Source organism: Wolbachia endosymbiont (group A) of Portevinia maculata (assembly GCF_964028525.1).
Taxonomy (GTDB): domain Bacteria; phylum Pseudomonadota; class Alphaproteobacteria; order Rickettsiales; family Anaplasmataceae; genus Wolbachia.
This window is the reverse complement of sequence record NZ_OZ034786.1, coordinates 217,053-239,580: the sequence shown is the minus strand read 5'-3', so window position 1 is coordinate 239,580 and position 22,528 is coordinate 217,053. Positions and strand designations below refer to the sequence as shown.

16 protein-coding genes and 1 pseudogene are annotated in these 22,528 nt (G+C 35.6%); 11 read left to right on the top strand and 6 right to left on the bottom strand.

The annotated features are described in order from the left end of the window. Window positions 1–69 precede the first annotated feature (69 nt). Window positions 70–828, bottom strand: a complete 759-nt coding sequence (gene tatC, locus ABWU36_RS01160) for a twin-arginine translocase subunit TatC (protein WP_253309061.1) — start codon at window positions 826–828, stop codon at window positions 70–72. Beyond that, window positions 825–1,922 carry a type I glyceraldehyde-3-phosphate dehydrogenase gene (locus ABWU36_RS01155; protein WP_353272907.1) on the bottom strand — a complete coding sequence of 366 codons (1,098 nt, stop codon included), beginning with the start codon at window positions 1,920–1,922 and terminating at the stop codon, window positions 825–827. The genes tatC and ABWU36_RS01155 overlap by 4 nt, the downstream gene beginning before the upstream one ends. A 591-nt stretch (window positions 1,923–2,513) precedes the next feature. Here ABWU36_RS01155 and ABWU36_RS01150 point away from each other — a divergent pair. From ABWU36_RS01150 to ABWU36_RS01140, 3 genes are all read left to right on the top strand, one after another. Further along, entirely contained in the window at window positions 2,514–2,678 is a 165-nt protein-coding gene (locus ABWU36_RS01150; RefSeq protein WP_264688295.1) for a hypothetical protein, read from the top strand. A 685-nt stretch (window positions 2,679–3,363) separates the two neighbouring features. Next, window positions 3,364–3,897, top strand: a complete 534-nt coding sequence (locus tag ABWU36_RS01145) for an HK97 family phage prohead protease (protein ID WP_253309059.1) — start codon at window positions 3,364–3,366, stop codon at window positions 3,895–3,897. A 135-nt stretch (window positions 3,898–4,032) separates the two neighbouring features. After that, window positions 4,033–5,649, top strand: coding sequence for a hypothetical protein (locus ABWU36_RS01140; protein ID WP_353272906.1), 1,617 nt, complete (start codon window positions 4,033–4,035; stop codon window positions 5,647–5,649). A gap of 23 nt (window positions 5,650–5,672) precedes the next feature. On the opposite strand, the pseudogene ABWU36_RS01135 reads toward ABWU36_RS01140, so the two are convergent. Then, window positions 5,673–6,903: pseudogene (locus ABWU36_RS01135) on the bottom strand (IS256-like element ISWpi15 family transposase). Between the two features lie 82 nt (window positions 6,904–6,985). Here ABWU36_RS01135 and ABWU36_RS01130 point away from each other — a divergent pair. Continuing rightward, window positions 6,986–7,732, top strand: coding sequence for a hypothetical protein (locus tag ABWU36_RS01130; RefSeq protein ID WP_309166719.1), 747 nt, complete (start codon window positions 6,986–6,988; stop codon window positions 7,730–7,732). On the opposite strand, the gene ABWU36_RS01125 is transcribed toward ABWU36_RS01130, so the two are convergent. Both ABWU36_RS01125 and ABWU36_RS01120 read right to left on the bottom strand, forming a co-directional pair. Further along, complete coding sequence (locus tag ABWU36_RS01125) at window positions 7,716–8,888, bottom strand: CCA tRNA nucleotidyltransferase (RefSeq protein WP_253309262.1); 1,173 nt, start codon at window positions 8,886–8,888, stop codon at window positions 7,716–7,718. The genes ABWU36_RS01130 and ABWU36_RS01125 overlap by 17 nt on opposite strands. An 82-nt stretch (window positions 8,889–8,970) precedes the next feature. Next, window positions 8,971–10,077 carry a hypothetical protein gene (locus ABWU36_RS01120; RefSeq protein WP_265016414.1) on the bottom strand — a complete coding sequence of 369 codons (1,107 nt, stop codon included), beginning with the start codon at window positions 10,075–10,077 and terminating at the stop codon, window positions 8,971–8,973. Between the two features lie 118 nt (window positions 10,078–10,195). On the opposite strand from ABWU36_RS01120, the gene ychF reads away from it, so the two are divergent. From ychF to ABWU36_RS01090, 7 genes are all read left to right on the top strand, one after another. After that, entirely contained in the window at window positions 10,196–11,290 is a 1,095-nt protein-coding gene (gene ychF, locus ABWU36_RS01115; RefSeq protein ID WP_253308924.1) for a redox-regulated ATPase YchF, read from the top strand. Further along, entirely contained in the window at window positions 11,283–11,477 is a 195-nt protein-coding gene (locus tag ABWU36_RS06810; protein WP_410541962.1) for a hypothetical protein, read from the top strand. The genes ychF and ABWU36_RS06810 overlap by 8 nt, the downstream gene beginning before the upstream one ends. A 488-nt stretch (window positions 11,478–11,965) precedes the next feature. Further along, the gene (locus ABWU36_RS01110; RefSeq protein WP_265016412.1) at window positions 11,966–13,159 is read left to right on the top strand and encodes an ankyrin repeat domain-containing protein; all 1,194 of its coding nucleotides are present in this window, start codon (window positions 11,966–11,968) and stop codon (window positions 13,157–13,159) included. Next, entirely contained in the window at window positions 13,152–14,957 is a 1,806-nt protein-coding gene (locus ABWU36_RS01105) for a pentapeptide repeat-containing protein (protein WP_253309928.1), read from the top strand. Before ABWU36_RS01110 ends, ABWU36_RS01105 begins: the two co-directional genes overlap by 8 nt. Further along, window positions 14,941–15,549, top strand: a complete 609-nt coding sequence (gene gmk, locus ABWU36_RS01100) for a guanylate kinase (RefSeq protein WP_253308926.1) — start codon at window positions 14,941–14,943, stop codon at window positions 15,547–15,549. The genes ABWU36_RS01105 and gmk overlap by 17 nt, the downstream gene beginning before the upstream one ends. 436 nt (window positions 15,550–15,985) lie before the next feature. Then, window positions 15,986–18,229, top strand: coding sequence for an ankyrin repeat domain-containing protein (locus ABWU36_RS01095; protein ID WP_265016411.1), 2,244 nt, complete (start codon window positions 15,986–15,988; stop codon window positions 18,227–18,229). A gap of 313 nt (window positions 18,230–18,542) precedes the next feature. Next, the gene (locus tag ABWU36_RS01090; RefSeq protein WP_353272905.1) at window positions 18,543–20,675 is read left to right on the top strand and encodes an ankyrin repeat domain-containing protein; all 2,133 of its coding nucleotides are present in this window, start codon (window positions 18,543–18,545) and stop codon (window positions 20,673–20,675) included. Here ABWU36_RS01090 and sdhA read toward each other — a convergent pair whose 3' ends face one another. Continuing rightward, entirely contained in the window at window positions 20,676–22,481 is a 1,806-nt protein-coding gene (gene sdhA / locus ABWU36_RS01085) for a succinate dehydrogenase flavoprotein subunit (RefSeq protein ID WP_353272904.1), read from the bottom strand. It abuts the gene before it with no gap. Window positions 22,482–22,528 lie beyond the last annotated feature (47 nt).

Genomic DNA, 22,528 nt, shown 5'->3' with positions numbered 1-22,528 from the left:
TTATCACACACACTCAAACAAGAGAAAGGTGCTTGTGCTCGAAAAAGAACGTTACAAATACATATTTATTCAAACCTTTGCCTTCTTCTCAATATACCTACATATCAAAATGGACAATTCATATAGAATCAGCATTGGTATTGCAAGCCCTACTTGGCTTAATACATCAGGTGGAGTTAAGATTGCAGCGATAATAAAAATTACCACTATCGCGATTCTGCGTTTATTTGACAAACTTTGTGTAGTGAGTAACCCTACTCTCACCATCAATGTGAGTATTACTGGAATTTGAAATGCAGTGCCAAATGCAAACATAAATTGGAGAACGAGGTCTAAATATTCGCTAACTGATGGCATAAACTCTATCGGTATATCGAAGGATTTACCACTGTGTTCGAAGTTGATAAAAAACTTCCAGGCTAAAGGAAATATATAGTAATAGACTACAGTAGCTCCCGTTACAAATAAAACCGGGGTTGCAATTAAGTATGGCAACAACACTGCCCTTTCACTTTTATATAACCCAGGTGCTAAGAACATATAGAATTGCCATGCAAACACAGGAAAAGAAAACAAAAGTGCGCTCATTATTGCGACTCTAAGATACACAAAAAATGCCTCTGTTAAGTCTGTGTAAATTAAAGAAAAACCTTCGCTATCTTTTGTTGCTTCTATTAAAGGTGCAAGTAAAAAACGGTATATATTTTCCTTAAAGTAGTAACAAAAACCAAAAGTAACGCAAAAAAATAGAAAGCAAAAGATAACTCTTTTTCTGAGTTCCGCAAAGTGCTCACAAAATGAAGCATATTTGTTTGGGTTTCCATTCATACTTTACTATGGCTCAATAATGCTATGTCTAACATTCTCAGCGAAAAAGCCCACTCATTGTCATACCACGCTGCAACTCTACAGATGTCGCCTGTAACATATGTACCAGTTGAATCCACAATTGCGCTATAAGGGTTATGCACAAAGTCTATTGAAACTAAAGGTTCCGTGCATATAGAAAGTACATTTGACATTGGAGAACCCTCTGTCATCCTAGTACCCTCTGATGTCATCCGAGTAGCTGACACTGGGATCCAGAAATTAGATTCCAGCGTCACGCGCTGGAATGACGTAGAGGAGAGAGCTGCATCCTTAAACATTTCATTTATTTCTTTAACGGTCGCTTTCTTATCAGTCGTAAATTTAAAATCAACCATAGAAACATTGCTAACTGGAACTCTGACGGCAGTGCCATCTAGCTTTCCCTTTAATTCAGGAATTACAGAACCGATTGTTTTTGCTGCCCCGGTTGTAGTTGGCACCATAGATAATCCGCAAGCCCTTGCTCTGCATAAGTCTCTATGATTGCCATCAAGAACATTTTGATCATTCGTATAGGCATGTATAGTAGTCATAAAGCCACTTTTTATACCTAGATTAGAGTGTAGGACTTTCACAATCGGAGCAAGGCAATTTGTAGTGCAAGAACCTGCTGATATTACTTTATGCTCTTTTTTGAGCATATCATTATTCACACCATAAACTATAGTTACATCAGCATCTAGAACTGGAGCAGAGACAATCACTTTCTCTGCATTGTGCCTTATTGCTTCTTCACGCTTGTTAAATGCACCAGTACATTCAAGTATTACATCAACATTCCAAGGAATATTTTCAGGGCTCCGTTCTCTATATAAAGAAAATTTTCTGCCATTTATAGATAGCCAATTTTGAGACTCATTAAAGTCAATATCACCACTGAATTTGCCATGAACAGAATCATATTTAATCAAATGTGCATGCTGCTTTGCACTGAGCGATCCATTCACAGCTACAACTTCTATTTGTTTGCTATATTCTTCTATTTCGAAAATAGCACGCAATACGCCTCTGCCTATTCTACCCAGACCATTAATTCCTACACGAATCGTCATCTCTTCATTCAAAAAATTTAATTATAGAGGATATCACTTGATATTTCATTCTATTCTTTTGCTTTTCTATCGATATGAACATTATAGCAAGGAGACAGGGCTAAAAAATTGCTTTACAAACTCCGCCAGCCCCCTTATCATGATAGTGAAGGTATTCAGTTATCTTCATCTGTGCAGATTAAACAGCAAGAAAACAACGTAGTTGGCGTCTTATTTTTAATTTTTTGCACTATGTGCACCTTATGTCTTCACAACATTTCTGGGTTTTTACCCACACAAGCTGAAACGCGCTTATAAGTCGTTTAAGACAGTATAGTACGCCAATTTGCAGGATTAGAGAGTGAACACTAATTACCACGGGGTTTCTTTTGCCTTTTTTTCTGCTTAGTAAATTTCTTAAACATTTTAGTTAAGGTTAGTTGCACTTAAAAGCAGCTAAATTGCAGTGTTTAAGACTTAAAAAACGCCAATACAGAAAATAGACAATGACTAGGGCTTCTTTTGCCTTTTTTTTCGTTTGGTAAATTTCTTAACGTTTGTAGCTAAAAGAGCCCAAGAGAGGTGTCATCCCGCTGCTTGTTAGCGGGATCTATGTTAAGAGATACCGCGAATGAATCGCGGTATGACGTAGGACTGCTGTCATCCCAGTGCCCCTATGATGTCATTCCAGTCTGGAATCTAGCCTTTATTATTTGGTTGAAATTAAGTCTTCTGGATCCCAGTGTCAGCTACTTTCATAACATCATCATAAAGTAAAATGAGATCCCAGTGTTAGCTACTTGGATGACAGGGGAAGGTATTAGGATGACACCGTCATAAAGTAAAATGAGATCCCAGTGTCACGCACTGGGATGACATTATAGGGGCTACTGGGATGACATTATAGAGAGGCACTGGGATGACAGCTACCCTGACAATCGTCATCCCGCTGCTTGTTAGCGGGATCTAGAGATACCGCGGCAGTATGACGGTTCGCGGTGGCATCTCGTTATCCCGCTGCTTGTTAGCGGGATCTAGAGATACCGCGGCAGTATGACGGTTCGCGGTGGCATCTCGTTATCCCGCTGCTTGTTAGCGGGATCTAGAGATACCGCGGCGGTATGACGTAGAAGCTATACTTTTATAACCCAGTGTCCAATCTGGATTCCAGTTAGCGTTTTTAGTAACTAAGAAAAGTGCTTCCCCTTTTTAGAGAACTGCAGTCTGGGCACTGGGATGACACCCTGACAACCGTCATCCCGCTGCTTGTTAGCGGGATCTAGAGATACCGCGGCGGTATGATGTAGAAGCTATACTTTTATAACCCAGTGTCCAATCTGGATTCCAGTTAGCGTTTTTAGTAACTAAGAAAAGTGCTTCCCCTTTTTAGAGAACTGCATATAATAGATTTGACATTGCAGTGCATTGTGCAAACAAAATTCCCAATACTACAGGAGGCTTTATGAATAAGAAATTTCTCTATTCACCATTGTCAATAAAAAGCATAGGAGAAAACGGTGTATTTTCTGGTTATGCTAGCGTTTTTAATATAGTTGATAAACAAAATGACCTGATCTTACCCGGAGCATTTAAGGAAAATTTAAACAGAAATAAAATAAAACTCCTTTGGCAGCACAATCCAGGTGAACCTATAGGTAATATTATAGATATTTGCGAAAATGATGTTGGCCTGTATATAACCGCACACTTACTTTTGGGCATCCAAAAAGCAAAGGAAGCGTACTTAATGCTCAAAACTGGAGTAATCAATGGACTTTCCATCGGCTATATACCTATAGAGTATGATGTTGATCATAAAAGCGGAGCTAGAGTGTTAAAACAAGTGGAATTATGGGAAGTCAGTTTGGTCACTTTTCCTGCAAACTTAGCTGCTCAGGTAATCAATGTGAAAAATCAGAACAATGAACAGGAAATGTTAGCAAGAGCGATAGAAAAAGCAAATGCTGTACTTACAGACATGTACATTTCTGCTTAAAGTGTATTAGGCGGGCAAAGACTTTACCATAATTTGATACCTGCGTTAGTATTTATTTAACATTTATACTAATATATATAACTTTACTACTGTTAAAATTTTCTGTAAATCGAAGTTAAAAAATAAGGTAATTTTATGCTAAATACTAACAATACGGTTAATTATGAAATTAATGTTAAACGAAAGGAAAAAAAATACAGTTGGTCTACTGTATTTGCTTGGTTGTACTTAAAAACGATTGGACGAATACTACCAAAGAAATGGAACAAATGGGCGGAAAATATTCTATCTAATAAAGTAACATTTCAAGATACGACAATGCAGACCGAATGTGTTGAAACAACGGATAAAAATATTGGAGCTGACTTAAAACCTGAGGTTGCAGAAAAAGGGAGCCAGAGTGAAGTAATAAGTAAGGATGGAGAGGTTCAAACTGAAGAAAATAGTGAGTTCACTGATGAGAGTTGTTTTGATACTATAGTAAATGATGAATTCATTGATGAAGAATACGATAGTATGGAAGAAGTAAGCATAGAGGAGGAAGGTGTAAGTCAGGAACTAGAACTTGAGCGTTTACAAAATGCCTTCTTAAAAAAGGAAAATGAGGATTTGGAATCTAAACTTGCAGAATGCAAAGAAGAGTTGGTAGAGGTGAAAGAAAAAGACACGAAAATAAATAGTTTAATGCGGTTAAATGAAGGATTAGATGAAGATAAAAAGGAAATGGATGCTAAAAATAACGAACAACAGCGCACTATATCTGATCAAGAGAAAAGAATAAGAGAGCAAGAAGCTTTCATTAAATCACTTATCGATAAAAATAAAGATATAAATGAGGCTGTTAAGAAAGACAATGAAGATTTGCAAGCGCAAGTAACAAAACTCAAGGAAAATTTATCTGTAAAAGAGAAGGAGTCAACAGAACAATTGGAGAAGATAAATTGTCTACAGCAAAAAGAAACAGAATTGAAGCAAGAAAGAAAGGAAGATGTTGAATTAAAAGACAGAATTAATGCTTTAAATAGTGAAAAAGAGGAGCAGTTAAAAGCTATGAAAGAAGAACGCAAAATGCATGAGGAAAGTCAGCGTGAGTTAGAACGCAAATTAGAGAGCTTGGGAAGTCAATTAAGAACTGCTGAAGTAGAGAAAAAGAGCTCAGAAAATGAGATTGCTAGGTTGCAAGAACAAGTGCAGATCTTAGAAGGAAGTAAAGAATGGGAGTTAGCTGGAATAGGTGATACCTTAAATAAAACTTCTTTGAGCGTGATGGAATTGTTAGCGCAGCAACTACCACTAAATAATCAAGAGCAACAACTACAGGGAAAAAAAGTTGACTTAGAAGATAAATTAAAAATTTTAATCAGTCAGCTAAACGCTACTGAAGAAGAAAAGCAGATCTTAGAAGGAAATAAAGCTGAAGAAATAGAAAGACTAAAGGCAGAATTGGAGAGAAAATTAGAGTCTTCACAAGGGGATAATAAAAAGTTACAAGAGCAAGTTGAACATCTGAATGTAGAATTAGAAAAAGTAAGAAGTGTTGCAATATCATCTGTTAAAGCGCATACAGACACACTTGGAGAAAATTACGAGTTGAAAATACAGCAAGTTGAAAATTCAACAGCTGAAGATGAACAACAAAATGGGAAGTTAACAGAGAAAGATACACAAGAACAGACAAAAGCTCAAGGATCAAGTATAATAAGCTTAAAGCCAGCATCTACTAAAAAATCACTTAATTATTGGGAGTGTTAAATAAACTGTGTCAAACCGCATTTTTAGTTCAACTCAATTTTCAATCTGCCAGGAAAGAAAACATCAAATTGAGAGATAGTTAATGCCCAATCATGTACAGGCATCGTCCACTTTTCCTCTGCCTTCTTTATAGCACAATATACCTGCTTATACAAGGCATTTATGCTGGTAAATGAGCCTTTGGTCTTAGTGAATTTCCTAATTTGCCTATGTAGCCCCTCTATGGGATTGGTGGTGTAGATTATCCTCCTAACTGGACCAGAATACTTAAAATAACCAGACAAGTTTTCCCAATTATTCTGCCAAGATTTTATAACCATAGGGTACTTTGTGCCCCATTTTTCATCCAATTCCAACAGATAATTCTCGGCAATTTCCTTGCTTGAAGCTTGATATACCTTCTTTAAATCGCTCAAAAAACTCTTCGCATCTTTACTGGCCACATACTTCAGTGAGTTGCGTATCTGATGCACTATACACATCTGCACTTCCGCATTAGGAAAGACACTGTTTATAGCTGCAGGAAAGCTTTTCAGCCCATCAACGCAGGCAATAAGGATATCTTCTACTCCTCTTTCTTTGAGGTCATTTAGCACTCCCAACCAGAAGTTAGCTCCTTCACTTTCAGCCAAATAAAAACCTAATACTTCTTTTTTGCCATTTTGATCTATGCCTAATATGTTATACATGCATTTACTTACGCAATGCCCGTCCTCTTTGACTTTAAAAAACCATGAAAACTATCGGATATACAGACTGCAGCAGGCGACTACGCCATTCGTTGATTACTGGTAGCAATTTGTCAGTAATACTTGATATCTCTGCCACCGATATTTTGTGATCATAAATTTCCTCAACATGTGACACTATATCTCTATAGCCCATACCACTGGCAAATGTGCTCAAAATCTTCGTTTCAAGCTCTGGATGTAAGTTTGTTTGCCTTTTTTTGACTATTTGTGGTTCGAAACTTCCTTCCCTATCTCTTGGCGTCAAAAGCTCAAATGACCCTGCGCTTGTACGTAAAGTCTTTGCATTCCTCCCATTTCTTCGATTATTCTCTTCGCTTTCAGCCGACAAGTGGTTTTCTATTTCACCTTCCAGGCTTACCTCCAGCAACTTTTTTATAAACGGTGTTAATGCTCCATCTCTTCCTGTCAACGGTCTTCCTTCTCGTATAGACGACAGGATATTTGTTTCTAATTCTTTATAATCTACCAAACCGGTAGTTCTGTTTACTACTTTCTGACTCATTGTCAAACCTCCATTTTTTTATATCAATTTATTACTTTTTTTTCGGTTTGACACAGTTTATTTAACACTCCCTAATTATTCTATGAAATCAACTCAGTCAAACGTTTCAAAGGTTTTCTATAAGCTTTTTAGGGATAAGAATCTTGATGACTTTTTATCTAGGAAAAACGAGGAGTTAAAAAAAGGTTTTCCTGAATTTAAAGAAAAGCACTTTTGCCATAACGTGCTTGATGAAACCATAAAATCTCTATCAAATAAAAATAGTGGAAAATTTGAAAGTAAAGAATTACTTAAATTATTAGAAAGTAATTTAAAACAATCCGCAAGGGAGATCATAGAAGCCAAGGTTAAAGAAGTTGTCAACAAACATTGTAACATTGGAGAAAATGTAGGTAAAGAACCACGAGATGGCACGTTAAAAGCCAAGTTGTCATCTTCTGTTGTAAAATGTGTAAAAAAATTAGAATTTAACAAACAAGAAGGGGTAAATAAGATTGTAGACTCTATCTTGCACAGCTTTAATAGCAAGAATAATAATAATAACGACTCAGGAGAATTACTTAAAGAAATTGTTACAGGAAAATTAACAGAGGCTAAAATGAAATGTTTTTCAAATAAGATTCAAGAGTTACAACTGACACCAAGTATAAGAGATAAATTTTTATCTCCAGATCAGAAAATGTGTAATCAAACTCAAGGAGGAGTAAACGAATACCAATTAACAGAAAAAGCTAAAAAAGAATACACACCTAATTCCTCGATGAGTCACACTAATATTGCAAGCATACATTCATTGAACAGTTGGAAAGCAGTTAGAGTAGGCTCTTAGCATAAAGCACCAGCTCCTCTTTTGTTAAAGTGTAGGAGCTGTCTTCCCAATGTTGTTTTAGCAATTCCAAGCTCCTACCTAAACTTTTTCCTGGCTGGTGACCTATACTTATTAAATCATCGCCAGATAAAGGAAATTTTGGAATATTGAATGTATTAGCAAACGAAATGTATTTATCAACATTTTCTCCAGACTCAACACCACAAATTTTTACTAAATCACAATATAATTCTCTACCAAATAAAGATATGTATTTTTTTTGCTCTTTTTCTGAAAGTTCTGTTTTGATATCGTTGGATAGTAAAAATAGCAGCTTTTTCTTTTGCTTGTTTGAAAGACGTAAAAATTTGCTTACATATTCTCCAAGACTTAGCCTGTCATTTTTGGTGGTCCTAAGGAGTAACGCTAATTTTACTAGTGCATCAGTGCCGAAAAGAAGTGACGAAGACAGAATTTCGCATTTTACTTCTTTTGGGATAATCTTTTGCAAAACATCAGATTCTTGCATGCTCTTAAGTGTTGGAAAAGGATCATTGCACTCCAGCAATTTAAGTATTTCATCTCTTATTCTCTCTCCAGAGAGGTTTTGGATCATATGCGAATGCTTTTTGCATACGCTTAGTATTTCATCACTCAAATCTCCGACACATATTTTTGCATGAAAACGAAATGCTCTTAAAATACGTAGATAGTCTTCTTCAATTCTATCTTCAGCGTTGCCTATAAAGTTTAACCTTCGCGCCTTTAAGTCCTCTATACCACCAAAGTAATCATATATATGGCCATGCTTATCTGCATATAGAGCGTTAAATGTAAAGTCACGCCTTGAAGCATCAGCTTGCCAATTATTAGTAAATTCTACTTTCGCATGCCTGCCATCACATTTCACATCATGCCTTAATGTTGTAATTTCAAAAGACCTCTGATTTAAGATCGCAGTTATAGTTCCATGTTTTAAGCCAGTTGGAATAGTTTTTATATTACGGAGTTTTAGCGCTTTCATCACCTGATCAGGAAGCAAATTGGTAGCGAGATCAATATCATGGACATCACGCTGCAAAATTGAGTCTCTCACACACCCGCCGACAAGCCTAGCCTCACCACCAAATTTCTCTATGGCATCGATGATTAAACTAGTTTCATGGTCAACTTGCATTTAGGTTAGTATGTACTGCAAGTTCATATTATATGAAATGCTTGCAAAAGCCCTATATAAAAATATACAGGGCTATGAAAATTTACTTTACAAGTATTGGTTGCTGATGATGAAATGCTTTTTCCACCCTTGTTTCTTCAATACCACACGATGGGTTCAAAGAGTCTTGCTCTTCAGAGCGCTCTATGTATTGCTTTATATCACTAACGCACTGCCCTACAACAACATCAATTTTTCTATCAGCATTTTCTGCCAATAACTCATCAAATCTCTTCTCAACCTTTGCTCTCTCAGAGATATCCTTTGAAACGTTACAATATTCCAAGATCTCATCTACCTGAAGTTTTTTTGCTAATAGAAAGTCTTCTTGCTCTTGCTGCTGTCTTATTAATTCTTGAGTTACAATTTCAGCTCTAGAGTAATGATTCCCTCCAAGATATATTGTTTCTCGCTCTTTACTACCCCATAACTCGTCATTTAATTTATAACTCTCACGATTAAATACCTGATTTAACTGATCATCATTATTTATCATTTGTGGATCTGGCTCAAACTTTTTTTGCTCCTCGCTATTATTATCTTTGTAGTAGACATTAATTTCAATGTTAGCTAAAGAAGCTAACATACTAATTTCTCCAATGAAAGGAAAATAACTTTTACTTTCTATTGCTTCTAGATAAGCTTGATAGAGTTCAGGTTTGTCAAGAAATGAGCGTGTAATAAATTCACTGTTATATTGGACATCGTACTCATTTTCACCAAGGGCCTCTGCATATTCTCTTAAATCACGCATAGCTTGATCATGCGATATATTAAATTTGCTAACAGCTTTACTTACTAACCTCTTCACATTACCTTCAGCATTTTTAATTTTCCTATTTGTTTGCTCAACCAACTCCTTTATTCTATCAGACTTACCAGTTAAATCCCCTGGCTTGTTTAAAAACATATTAAAAACATTTTCTAGATGATCTCTTAAAGGAGCTGGCATACTTGCATCATCCAATGACTCAAACTGACTTAAAAATTTGTGCCATTCCATTCTCATATCTTGCGCTCTTTCAGCTTTATATGGACCAGAGCTATTATCACCAAACACAGCATGAAAAAAACAATTGCCATCGCCCGCAGTATTATACTTAACTACTTGGCTATTAGTTGGTAATTTCCGTTCCCTAGATTGAAGCATAATTTTTACCTTAATTTAAGCTATATATTACTATACCAACAAAACTGTCAATAAGTAACTAATTAAGTATAGCAGAAATTCTTAAATTGTGCAATAATTATGGCTTTAAATAGCAAATATGAGCTTTAACTGTGGTATAGTTGGGTTACCAAACATAGGAAAATCAACCTTATTTAATGCACTTACAGAGTCAAGTGCAGCCGAAGCTGCAAATTATCCTTTTTGCACAATCGAGCCAAATATAGGCAAGATTTCGATAAAAGATCAGCGTTTGAAACAAATCGCAGCAATTGCCGGTTCAGAGAAGATAATTTATAATCAATTAGAAGTTGTGGATATTGCAGGTCTTGTAAAGGGCGCAAGCAAAGGTGAAGGACTCGGCAATAAATTTTTAAGCCATATCAGAGAAGTTGATGCCATCGTGCATCTGCTCAGGTGCTTTACGGATGACGATATCAGCCATGTACACAGTAAAATAGATCCAATATCAGATGCTGAAGTGGTGGAAATGGAATTAATCCTAGCTGATATTGACAGCATAGAAAAAAGGCTTCCTCAATTGGAAAAGAAAGCAAAACAAGGTGATAAAGAGCTAAAGAGACAACTTGAATTAATGCAAGAGGTATTAGCTACTTTAAAACTCGGTAAACCTGCAAGAAGTTTGGAAAACATGGACGAAGCCGAGATGAAGTCGCTTCAATTGCTCACAACAAAGCCCGTTATGTACGTTTGCAATGTTGAAGATACAAATGTTATAACTGGCAATGAATTATCTAGAAAGGTAGAGAGAATGGCGGAGGAAAATAAAAGCAAATTTTATTGCATTTCAGCAAAACTTGAAGCAGATATTGCAAATCTTGATAGTGAAGAGGAAAAACAGAGTTTTTTATCAGAATTTGGCTTACAAGAATCAGGCCTTGATGGGGTAGCGCGTATTATGTATGAAGTGCTGAGTATGATAACTTTCTTTACTGTGGGCCCCAAAGAAGCACGGGCATGGCCAGTAAAAATAGGATCAACAGCTGATAAGGCAGCAGGTGTAATCCACACTGATTTTGAGAAAGGCTTCATAAAAGCAGAAACTATAAGCTTTGCAGACTACATAAAGTATGGAAGTGAATCAGCTTGCAAAGACGCAGGAAAAATTCGCTTTGAAGGCAGAGATTATATCGTACAAGATGGTGATATAATGCACTTTAGGTTTAATGTGTAGTTTATTATGCAGCCACTTATTTAAAGTTAAGTTTTCTGGATCCCAGTGTCTGGGCACTGGGATGACAAGAAAGGGAGCACTGGAATTTTTGTTTCAATATTTGTACATTAGCCATGCATCTGAACAGATACCTCCCCTAAACGGATACACTGTAGAAGGAGAGTTTCTTCTCTCCAGTAAAGACTAGATTCCAGACTGGAATGACAGCAGTCCTACGTCATACCGCGATTCATTCGCGGTATCTCTTAGCATAGATCCCGCTAACAAGTAGCGGGATGACGGTTGTCAGGGTGTCATGCAAGTAGCTGACACTGGTTCCTTTATGACGGCAGTGCTCGACACTGGAATCCAGCTTTTAATACAACCCCTCACCAAAAATATTGTGTTTTAACATAAGGTTAGCTACTTTTATACTCACCAACTTAATCTCTAATCAAAATTCCTGGATCCAAGTAGTCAGGGCACTGGGATGACATCCTCCCTAGCGGAGATTGCTCTCAAATCACAATGTTCGTACAGTAAGCACTGACCACTTTGCTTCAATATTTGCGATGCCCCTGAACAGATACAAAAAATCTATTGTTTTTTTATAAATTAAATCCTAAGGCATTTTTTACTGTAGATTAATCATTTGATTATAGTATCATCTTAATTAAGCTTATGCTTGGAATATTTATGAAGAGTATTTTATACTTTGTATTATTAGTTGTTGTATTTGGATCACTGAGCCTATTTGCTGTAGAGCAATTTGAAGAAAAGAAAATTGAATCAGTTCATAAAAACGAAAATGTAGGTGTAAGGAAGCAAGATAGGACAAATCAAAAAGATGAGTTGAAAAGCAACGTCGATGCTAAACAAACACAAGAGGCTGAGAGCAAAAGAGTAACCGATAAAGAGAAGCTGCAACACAACGAGAATAAAGCTTCTGTGGTTGAAAAAACTATAAGTGAAGGTGAAAGGATTGATAAAGGTTTGCCAAATGACCAGCTAGAAGAAAGTACAGGCGAATTTGCTCGAAATTTACCAAATGTGGCCAATAAAGAAGTGAATAAAGATTTGAAACCAGAGCCTTTGCCTTTAAGTGCTGATTTAAATGAGAATACAACTGACCCGCAAAAAAATCTACAAGCTGATCAGAAGATTGATATAAAAGATAATGAACTTTCAAAAAGTGATGCGAGTCAATTATTAGAGGGAAAAAAAGAAAAAGTAGAGAATCAGTTTGAAGAAAAAAAAGTGAAAGAAACAAACAATAATTCTAAGGACCGCAATAGAGTAAAACCTATAACTAAAAAAGATGAAGAAGAGCAAAGTGAAAAGAAAAATTTACAAAAATGGACAAAGCTAAACAGAGAACCAATAAAAGAATGGGGTCATAAAGATATACAAAGCAAGTCAATATATAAACGACAATATGATAGCCTTAATGAGCATCTTCCTACAACTGTATTTATTGATGATTACAGTAAGCAATTTTTTTACTGTATTAAGAAAAATAACTTACCTTGCTTAAGAGGAATAATGAGTAAGCTAGAAAAAATTGGATTAACAACTCAAGAGATACTAAGGTTTAGAAATAAATTGGGTGATACTCCTCTCATTTATTCAGTTAAACAAGGTGAGGTAGACATAGTGCGCTTTCTCTTATTACAAGGCGCTGATCTTAGAGTAGTTAATAATAATTTTCAATCCCCAATTGATATAGCAATCGAAAAAAAGCAGATCAATATAATAAATGCGATTGCCGAAATGATGCCACACCTTTTGGAGGATAGAAAAATAGACAATAAAGAAAGCTCAGCAATTTACGATTGGGCTGTGAAAACGAAAGAAAACAATGAGTCGCAGTGCGATAAGCAAGATGATTAGATTTTTGATATTAATTTTAGTTGGTCATTTATGTTATGGAAACGAAACAAATGATGAAAAAAATCAGATTAGTGATTTTTTAAACGCTCTACATGATGCAAAATACGTATCTTACAGTAAAAAAGACTTTGCTGAATTTTTGGTGCAGTGCCACAAAGAGGGCGTGCCAGAAGATTTTAAGAAAGGTTTTGGCTCTAACTTAAATGGAGCTAATTTTAGCCAATTGTACCTAAGTGGATCTGTTTTTGATGGAGTAAGTCTGATTGGTGCTGATTTTTCTAACACCGATTTATCCGACGTGTCTTTCATTGATGTTGATTTACGTGGTGCTAATTTCTCCAATGCTAATTTACGTGGCATTAAAATAAAAGGTACAAATTTGAGTTTTACAAAATTTGTTTCTGCAAACTTAACAGATATCGTATTTGATCAGTCTCATGTTAGTTATGCTGATTTTATCAGTTCCGATCTCAAAAAAGTAAGTATGCACAACGTAATTGGTTTGCATACTAATTTCTCGAATGTGCAAATGAATCTCTCCAACTTATCAAACTCGAATGTTAGCTACGTAAATTTTAATGATAGTGAAATAAACGATACTGTTATGCAGAAAAATAACCTTGATAATGCAAGTTTCTTTGGAGTGGATGCATATAAATTAAAGATACAATTTTCTTCATTAAAAAATGCTAACATATATGGTGCAGAGTTAAAAGAATCAGACTTTACAGGTAGCAATCTTTCCGATGCCTGCCTTAATTCTTCTATCATAATTAACAGTAACTTCGACGAAGCTAATTTAAGCAACACACAAATTTCCTATGTGAATGACGATAATTCAAGTTTTGTTCAATCTATACTAAATGGTTCCAAGATAAAACATGTATATGTTTCTGGAGCAAGTCTTCAGGATGCTGATTTATCCAATATTGATTTTAGTTTTAGTGAACTGCATCAAGTTAATGTCTCTAATGCTGACATTCGTCACGGAAAGTTTCATAATACTAAAGTTGCGAATTCTAACATGAATGGCTCATTTTTTGACCATTCACTATTCACCTCTGCGAAGATAGAAGATTCAGACCTTTCTACAACTTCAATGTATAAGATAAAAATCCAAGACTCTCAAGTTTATAACAGTACACTTTTTCACCATAATATTGATTCCAGTGAAATAGAAAATTCAACATTCTTTAATTTATTAGCTGATAATTCGAGCTGGTCCAATTTAAAAGTAACTAATTCAAATTTTATTGAAAGCGATTTCAGATCTTCTTTGCTTCACGCTAATGCCTTTAGGAAAACTAGCTTTTTTCTTAGCAATTTGAGCAATTCAACAATTAGTGATATGTCTTTTCACTCTTCAAGCATATATAAAAGTTCAGTTGCTGATGCTCATTTAACAGATTGCAAGTTTGATAATTCAATTTTGATTGACAATCAAGGGCAGAAAAAACTTGCAGGGTTAGAAAATGCTATAACTTCAATTGGAGATTTGCAAGAGAAAATATCACAGGGTGAAAAATTTAATGTAAATTATTCTTACTTTGAATTTAAGAATATGAATTTAGAAAATGCTGATTTTTCTAATTCAACATTGAGTAGAGCAAAGTTTGTAAACGTTAATTTGAATAAGGCAAATCTTGAAAAAACCGATTTGCGCTATACTGTCTTTGATAACTCTTCTCTCATTGGCACCAACTTATCAAATTCTAATTTAGAAGGTTCTAGCTTTTTAAACTCTGATCCAAAAAGCGCCATGTTAAAAAATGCAAAGAAAAATGACCATAAAAAGTGAGGGCATATTATTGGTTCTATCCTCTCCTTCTGGAGCTGGAAAAACTACTATATCAGAAAAATTACTTGAGCGATCAACTAATTTAGTTAGGTCTGTTTCTACGACTACGCGCAAGCCTCGCTCTGGCGAAATAAATGGAAAAGACTATTTTTTCGTTACCGAAGAAAAATTTCACGAGTTATGCGAAGCTGGTCAGATGCTTGAATACGCCAAAGTTTTTGAGAATTTTTATGGTATACCAAGAGATTTTATAGAGCAAAACTTAAGCAGTGGAATAAGCGTTTTACTAAGCATAGACTGGCAAGGGGCATTTCACTTATTCAAGCTCATGAGAAAAAAAGTTGTAAGTGTTTTTATACTTCCCCCTTCAATGGAAGAGCTGAGGTTACGCCTGCAAAAGCGTAATAGCAACAGTGCGGATGAAATAGAGCGCAGATTAGCCGAAGCTCAAAAAGAGATAAGCAAACGTGATAAATATGATTATGTAATAATCAATGATGATATTGATAAAAGTGTAGAAGAGATAAGCTCCATACTAAATAAAGAAAGACTTAAAAAACTAAAAGAAAAACCAAGTCTGGAAGATTTATAAAAGCATCGATCTGCAGCTATAGTTTCTTATCCTATAGCTATACCGCCGCGAACCGTCATACCGCCGCGGTATCTCAGCATAGATTCCGCTAACACGTAGCGGACCGTCATACCGCCGCGGCGCTAACGAGTAGCGGAATGACGGTTTTTCAAATTGTCGTAAGTCAGTTTAGCTATATTTTAGCCAGTAGCACGTTTTGCAGTTACTCACTTTAGCTATATTTATTATTTTTTAAGATTAAATGGTTAAAATAGTAGACAACTGTTCAAGTGAGGATTTGACTATGATAACAGATTTTCTAATAGAAACTAGTTTTCTGCCTTTCCACCTATATTTTGATCACATATACAACGTTTAGCTCAATTTAAAAGTCAAACTTCTTGGTTGTTAGTTTAGTGCTGACAACTTAAATAGCTTTTAATATTGGGGTTTTAGTATGGGTATAGATCTAAGCGCACTAGCTACTAATGCAGATAAGTTAGACGAATGCATAGATAAAAATAAAAAGCGAGAGCAGGATAGAAAAGACGAGCAATTGTATGGCACTATAGAGAGAAAGGTAAAAAAAGAAAAACACAAGCGTGAAAAACCAAGAGGTCAAGATGGAACCCTCAAGAAGTGCAAAAGGTTATTTGAGGAAGGTGCTAGCTCTGAAGTATTAACTAAATTAGAAGAATCACTTAGAGAACAAGAAAAATATTATAGGTATTATGTCCAATGCTTCCTTCCAGTGCTAGATGAAGTAATAGAACGATCGAAAAAAACACCAAATGAAACAAAAGAGCGAGTAAAGCAAGCAATTTCAGAAATTACTTATAATAGCAAATATTGTTTTACCCACAACCAAAATGATCGTAGGGACAGTGAAACAGAGAGTGGCTACGGTAGCGATGTTGAAGATGATCATGAAGTAGAAATAAGCAACGGAATAACGAATAATAATGTTCAATTACTAAAAGCGATCAAAAATGGAAATAACAGGAAATTTAGAAAATATCTAAAAGATTGTACGGATATTAGCAGCATAAAAGATGAAAAAGGAAATAATATTTTACACCTTATTGCATCGCTCGAAAAGAAACAGAAATGCAAGTTTCTGGGTATCCTAATAAAAACGGTCACCAAGGAAGATTTAGCACAACTCATTAATAGTGAAAATCAGGACGCTCTTCAGGTGGCACTAATTAACAAGATAACAAAAGAAAAACATGAGTCTCATACGATCCAAAATAATGATAACACACTTAAGTTTCTTACAAAATTGTTAGAGCATGGAGCCAGCTCTGATAATTTAGGATTATCTACAAAAGAATTACAAGGCTTAAAAGAAGAGCAAAAGACATACTATCGTAATTTCTTAGAAAAATTAGCAGAGCAAGGAAAGAAATCTAAATTAAAGCCAGAAATAAAAATCAATACAGAAGCAAAAATTAAAGAAATTATACCACGTACCATAAATACTCCAGATAGTAATGATAATTATCAATTACATTTAGCAATTAAAAATAATGATAAAGAACTTTTTAAAGAACTATTGCAAAAAGGGGCAGATATTAGCCTTAAAGACACAGATGATAATAATGCTTTACACTTGATTGTTAAACCTGAAACAAAACAAAAACTTAAACTTCTCCATATATTGCTGGAAGCAAGCCAAAAAGAACAATTTATAAAAGCTGTAAATGATAAAAAAGAAGGGCAAACACCGCTCCATCTGGTACTCCAGCGCATACAAGAGAAGAGTGAGAACCGATCACTTAAGAAATTTGAAAAAACAAATAGATATAAAGCCTTAGAGTTATTTTTACAAAACGGTGCAGATATTACCGTGCAAGATAAAGATGAAAAAAATGCTCTGCACTATATTGCTTCATTCAAAGGAGAACAAAAAGTTACATGTTTAGAGTTGATTTTAAATTCGGTGGAAAAAGAGAAATTTAGTAAAGCTGCAAACGCCACTAACGAAAAAGAACGCACACCACTACAAGTAGCGCTAATTACTAAGACGACAAAAGATAAACATAATTTGGTCAATCCTAAGAGCCGTGATAACACGATCAAGTTTTGTGTAAAATTAGTGCAAAATGGTGTTGACCCAAAGCAGTTAATACTACCCGAAAGATTATGGAGCAAAGAGTATTATAAAATTATAAAAGGAATAGAGAAATCAATGGGTAGAGCGCTTATTCCAGATGATATGAGAACTGAACTGAAGTGCAATTTTGGCAAGAAGTTAAAAGCACGCGATATTGTGAAGTATGTCAATAATGTTGTTTGTAAAGTAGTGACAACGCTTGTATTTACTGCTTTAGCCTGTGCGGTAATATTCAGCGCTTCTCAAGGAAGTATTACAATTGCAACTGCCTCATCTATTATAGCAGTTATTGGAGTTTGTTATCTTATTTACTTGAATTTAGAAAATATTTATGAAGGATTTGGAAAAATTAAAGGAAAGTTTACTGAAGAAAAGCAACTTACACTTCAAGATAACGCACCAAAAAATGATACACAATGCAATAACTCTGTTAAGGATATAGAAAATAAGTCCAACGATTTAGAAGAGCAAGAGGTACAAAAATCATCAAGTCAATCAGAATATACAGAAAACCCAGCTACTAAAATGAGCGATGTATCAATACTACGTCAATTCATGAATAAGCTAGTAGGGAACGTTCTATAGCTAGCTACAATTTGATATGCCGTCATTCCGCTACTCGTTAGCGCCGCGGTATAGCACATTTTGCACCTGTTCACTTTAGCTATATACCAATATTTATCCTTTCTTAAAACTAAACATTTAAAATAGTAGATAATCGTTGAAGTGAGGTTTAACTATGATACTAGCAGAAACGCTCTTCTGCCTGTATTTCAATTACATATACAACATTTTAAAATTTAAATCTAGCTTTTTAGTTGTTAGTTCTCAATCTCAAATTGTTGACACTTACAACTACAAAGATACACAAATAGTTAGTTTTTAGTGAGGCTTTGGTATGACAAAAGAAAATTCTACATCTAGTGAGTTAGTACACAACAATGAATTATTGAGCATTATAACGAAAAAAGTAACAAAAGGAAAGCACAAACACCTACACCCAGAAGTTGGGAAAGACAAGACTCTCAACAAATGCAAGGGATTGTTCAAGGAAGGGGCTAGTCCTAAGATATTAACCGAAGTGTTAACCAAATTAGGAGAATCACCTGAAGAACAAGAAAAATATTATAAGTATTATACTCAACACTTCCTTCCAGCATTGAAAAAAGAAATCAAACAGTCAAAAAAACTAGACCCAACAAAAAAAGAGGAAATAGAACAAGTAATTTCAGAAGCTATTAACAAGAGCAGCAAAAAAGATCATCCTGATAACGTTGATCAAAATGAAATTGGTCGTAGAGGGAGTATGGAGAGTGAAACCGAAAGCGGCAACAGTAGCGATGCTGAAGATGATCCTGCTGATGAGAAAGACCACATTTCGGGTATACCAATTTCCTACACAGCAAATGAAAACCAAGAAGTGGAGAAAACCAACGGGATAACGAACAGCAATGTTCAATATACTGATGAGGAACAGCCAATATTCAAAGCAATTAAAAATGGAAATCGCAAGAAATTTGAAGAATATCTGAAAGGTTGTAAGGATATTAGCAGTGCAAAAGATGAAAAGGAAAATAATATTTTACACCTAATAGTTACACAATTAGAGAAAAAACAAAAGTTTGATTTTTTAAATACAGTACTAGATGTGAGTAAGAAGGAAGGAAAAGAGGAAGGAAAAGAGCAACTTAAAGCACAACTTGAAAAAGCTGTAAACGATAAAAATGGCAACGGTCAAACACCACTGCAAGCATTGTTACTTAGTAAAGTAACAAAAGAAAAACATAGTTTTGAGACTACACCTAGAAAAACTTTAACACCTTTTAAAAAACTTATACCACACTACGACAATACAATAGTATCTGCTATACAATTGCTCAAATTAGGAGCAAATATTGATGATTTGCAGTTGTCTAAAGAAGAATTACAGGAGTTAAGCGAAAAACAAAAAATATATTATCTTAACTTCTTAGAAAAATTGGCAGAGTCAGTAAAGAAGTCTGAATTAGAACCAGAAATAAAAACCAATACAGAAACAAAAATTAAAGAAATTATAGGGTATACCATAAATACTCCAGATAGTAATCCATTACATTCAGCAATTGAAAATAATGATAAAAAACTTTTTGAGGAGTTACTACAGAAAGGGGCGGATATTAGCCTGAAAGACACAAATGGCAACAATGCTTTACATCATATTGCTTTACTTAAAGGAGAGCAAAAAGTTGCATATTTGGAGTTGATTTTGAATTTAGTAGAAAAAGAAGTGATATCTCAAGATAAATTGAGAGAAGCTATGAATGCTACCAACCAGAAAGAAGACACGCCTCTACAAGCGGTGCTAAAAACAAAAGCAAGGAAAGAAAAAATTGAATATCTAAAGCAAGGAACAATTTTTGATTCAACAGTTAGTTGTAGCAATACAACAAAGTTTTGTGCAATGCTGCTAGAAATGAGCGCTGATCCCTGTTCTCTAGAGTTGGAAGGTCAAACATTTGATACTAAAAAGTATTATCTAACTTTACTTAATTTAAAAGAATATCCAAGAATTACACAAGAAGCACAAAAAAAGGTTAGAGAGCTAAAGGAGAAACTCGAGGAAAAATACCACTGTAAAACTGCTTCAAAAAAATGTCAGTCTGGCATTGAAAAAGCAGGTTCTTTTATAGAAAAAACAGCATCTACTACAGGAAAAGCAGTATCTGCTGCTGGAAAGTACATAGATCCAGCAAAGAGAACCCGTCAAACATTAATATCCATAACAACGGTTATTTTCATTTCAGCTGTAGCATATGGTGTCTCTCAGGGTTACATTGGGGCCCTTGCCGCTTTATTCCTCGCAGCTATTGCTATAGCTACATGTCTTGCTCTCACTTTAGGGTTTAGTGGTGTTAAGAAATGTTTTGAAAAACTAACTAATAAAACAAAGAACTCTACTGACAATGACCGACAGACAAAGCGTGCAAGAAATCCAAAAAGTGAAATGAAAGATACATCAACAAAATCTCCCGCAGATGGGTTAACAATATAACTAGTATACCCTCTTTTCCGGAGCGATGAAGTCAATTTCATCGCTCAGAGTTTTTTCAGCCACTTTTTTATAATCAATTTTTACGTTAATTTGACCTTTCTTTTCTTCAAGCCACGCTATGGTGTGTTTCATCCAGTTTTTATCATCACGCTCAGGAAAATCTTCACGAGCATGAGCACCTCTACTCTCCCCTCGATTGGCTGCGCATTCCATGGTAATAACCGCTTGTGGGATCATGTTAGCAAGCTCCAGTGCTTCAACTAAATCACTGTTCCATATCATACTGCGATCCTCAAGTGAAACATCAGGCATCATTTTTGCTACCTTTTTTATAGCTTTTTTACCTTCTTTTAAAACTTCAGCAACACGGAACACTGATGCGTACTTTTGCATAGTGTTCTGCATTTCGCTGCGTATTTTTGCTACTTTGAGCTTCCCAGAAGCAAATCGCATTTTATTAAACCTATCTATTATCCAATCTGTACAATCTGAGCTCAATTTTTTATGTGGTGTACCGGATTTTAGTTTCTCTTTTGCTCTGAGCGCTGCAGCTCTACCAAAAACCACAAGATCAAGAAGTGAGTTAGAACCAAGTCGATTTGCACCGTGCACAGAGACACATGCAGCTTCTCCAATTGCAAATAGTCCATCTACCACTTCTTCCTTACCTTGCTTCAGCGTGATCACTTCTCCATGATAATTGGTTGGAATGCCGCCCATGTTGTAGTGAACAGTTGGAATAACAGGTATTGGATCTTTAGTGACATCAACTCCAGCAAAAGTTCTTGCGGTTTCGCTGATGCCCGGCAATCTGAGTTTTATTACTTCCGGATCAAGATGCGCTATAGTTAAATACATGTGATCTTTTTTCGGTCCAACTCCCCTTCCCTCTCTAATTTCAATTGTTATTGCACGACTTACCACATCACGGGAAGCTAAATCTTTTGCTTTTGGTGCGTAACGTTCCATAAACTTTTCGCCCTGAGAATTAACGAGGTACCCCCCTTCTCCACGGCACCCTTCTGTCATCAAGCACCCTGAGCCATATATTCCTGTTGGATGAAATTGTACAAATTCCATATCTTCAAGTGGTAACCCAGCTCTCACCACCATGCCATTACCATCACCTGTGCAGGTATGCGCACTTGTTGCAGAGAAATAAACACGTCCATATCCACCTGTTGCTAGCACCACCGAATGTGCGCGAAATCTATGTAATGTGCCGTCGCATAGCGACCAAGCAAGAACTCCGCAGCATGCTCCGGTTTCGCTATCCATAATTAAATCAATCACAAAGTATTCAACAAAAAATTCAGCGTTGAATTTAAGACACTGCTGATATAGAGTGTGAAGGATTGCGTGCCCAGTTTTATCTGCCGCTGCACAAGTGCGCTGCGCTGATTTTCCTTTACCAAAGTGAGTTGTCATTCCACCAAAAGAGCGCTGGTATATTTTGCCATCTTCTGTACGAGAAAAAGGTACACCAAAATTTTCAAGTTCAATAACAGCTTTAGCAGCGTTTTTACACATATATTCTATTGCATCTTGATCACCAAGCCAGTCTGAACCTTTTATTGTGTCATATGCATGCCAGCGCCAATCGTCTTCACCAATATTACCTAAAGCTGCACTAATTCCGCCTTGTGCTGCAACTGTATGACTTCGTGTAGGGAAAATTTTAGAAATGCAGGCAACTGAAAAATTAGTTGCAGCCATCCCAAGCGTTGCTCTGAGCCCTGCTCCACCTGCACCCACTACTACCACATCATACTCATGTTCTATGATCTCATACGCTGACTTATCCATATTTGCTTATTTTATCATTACAGGCTTATGATATCACAGAAGTAGAA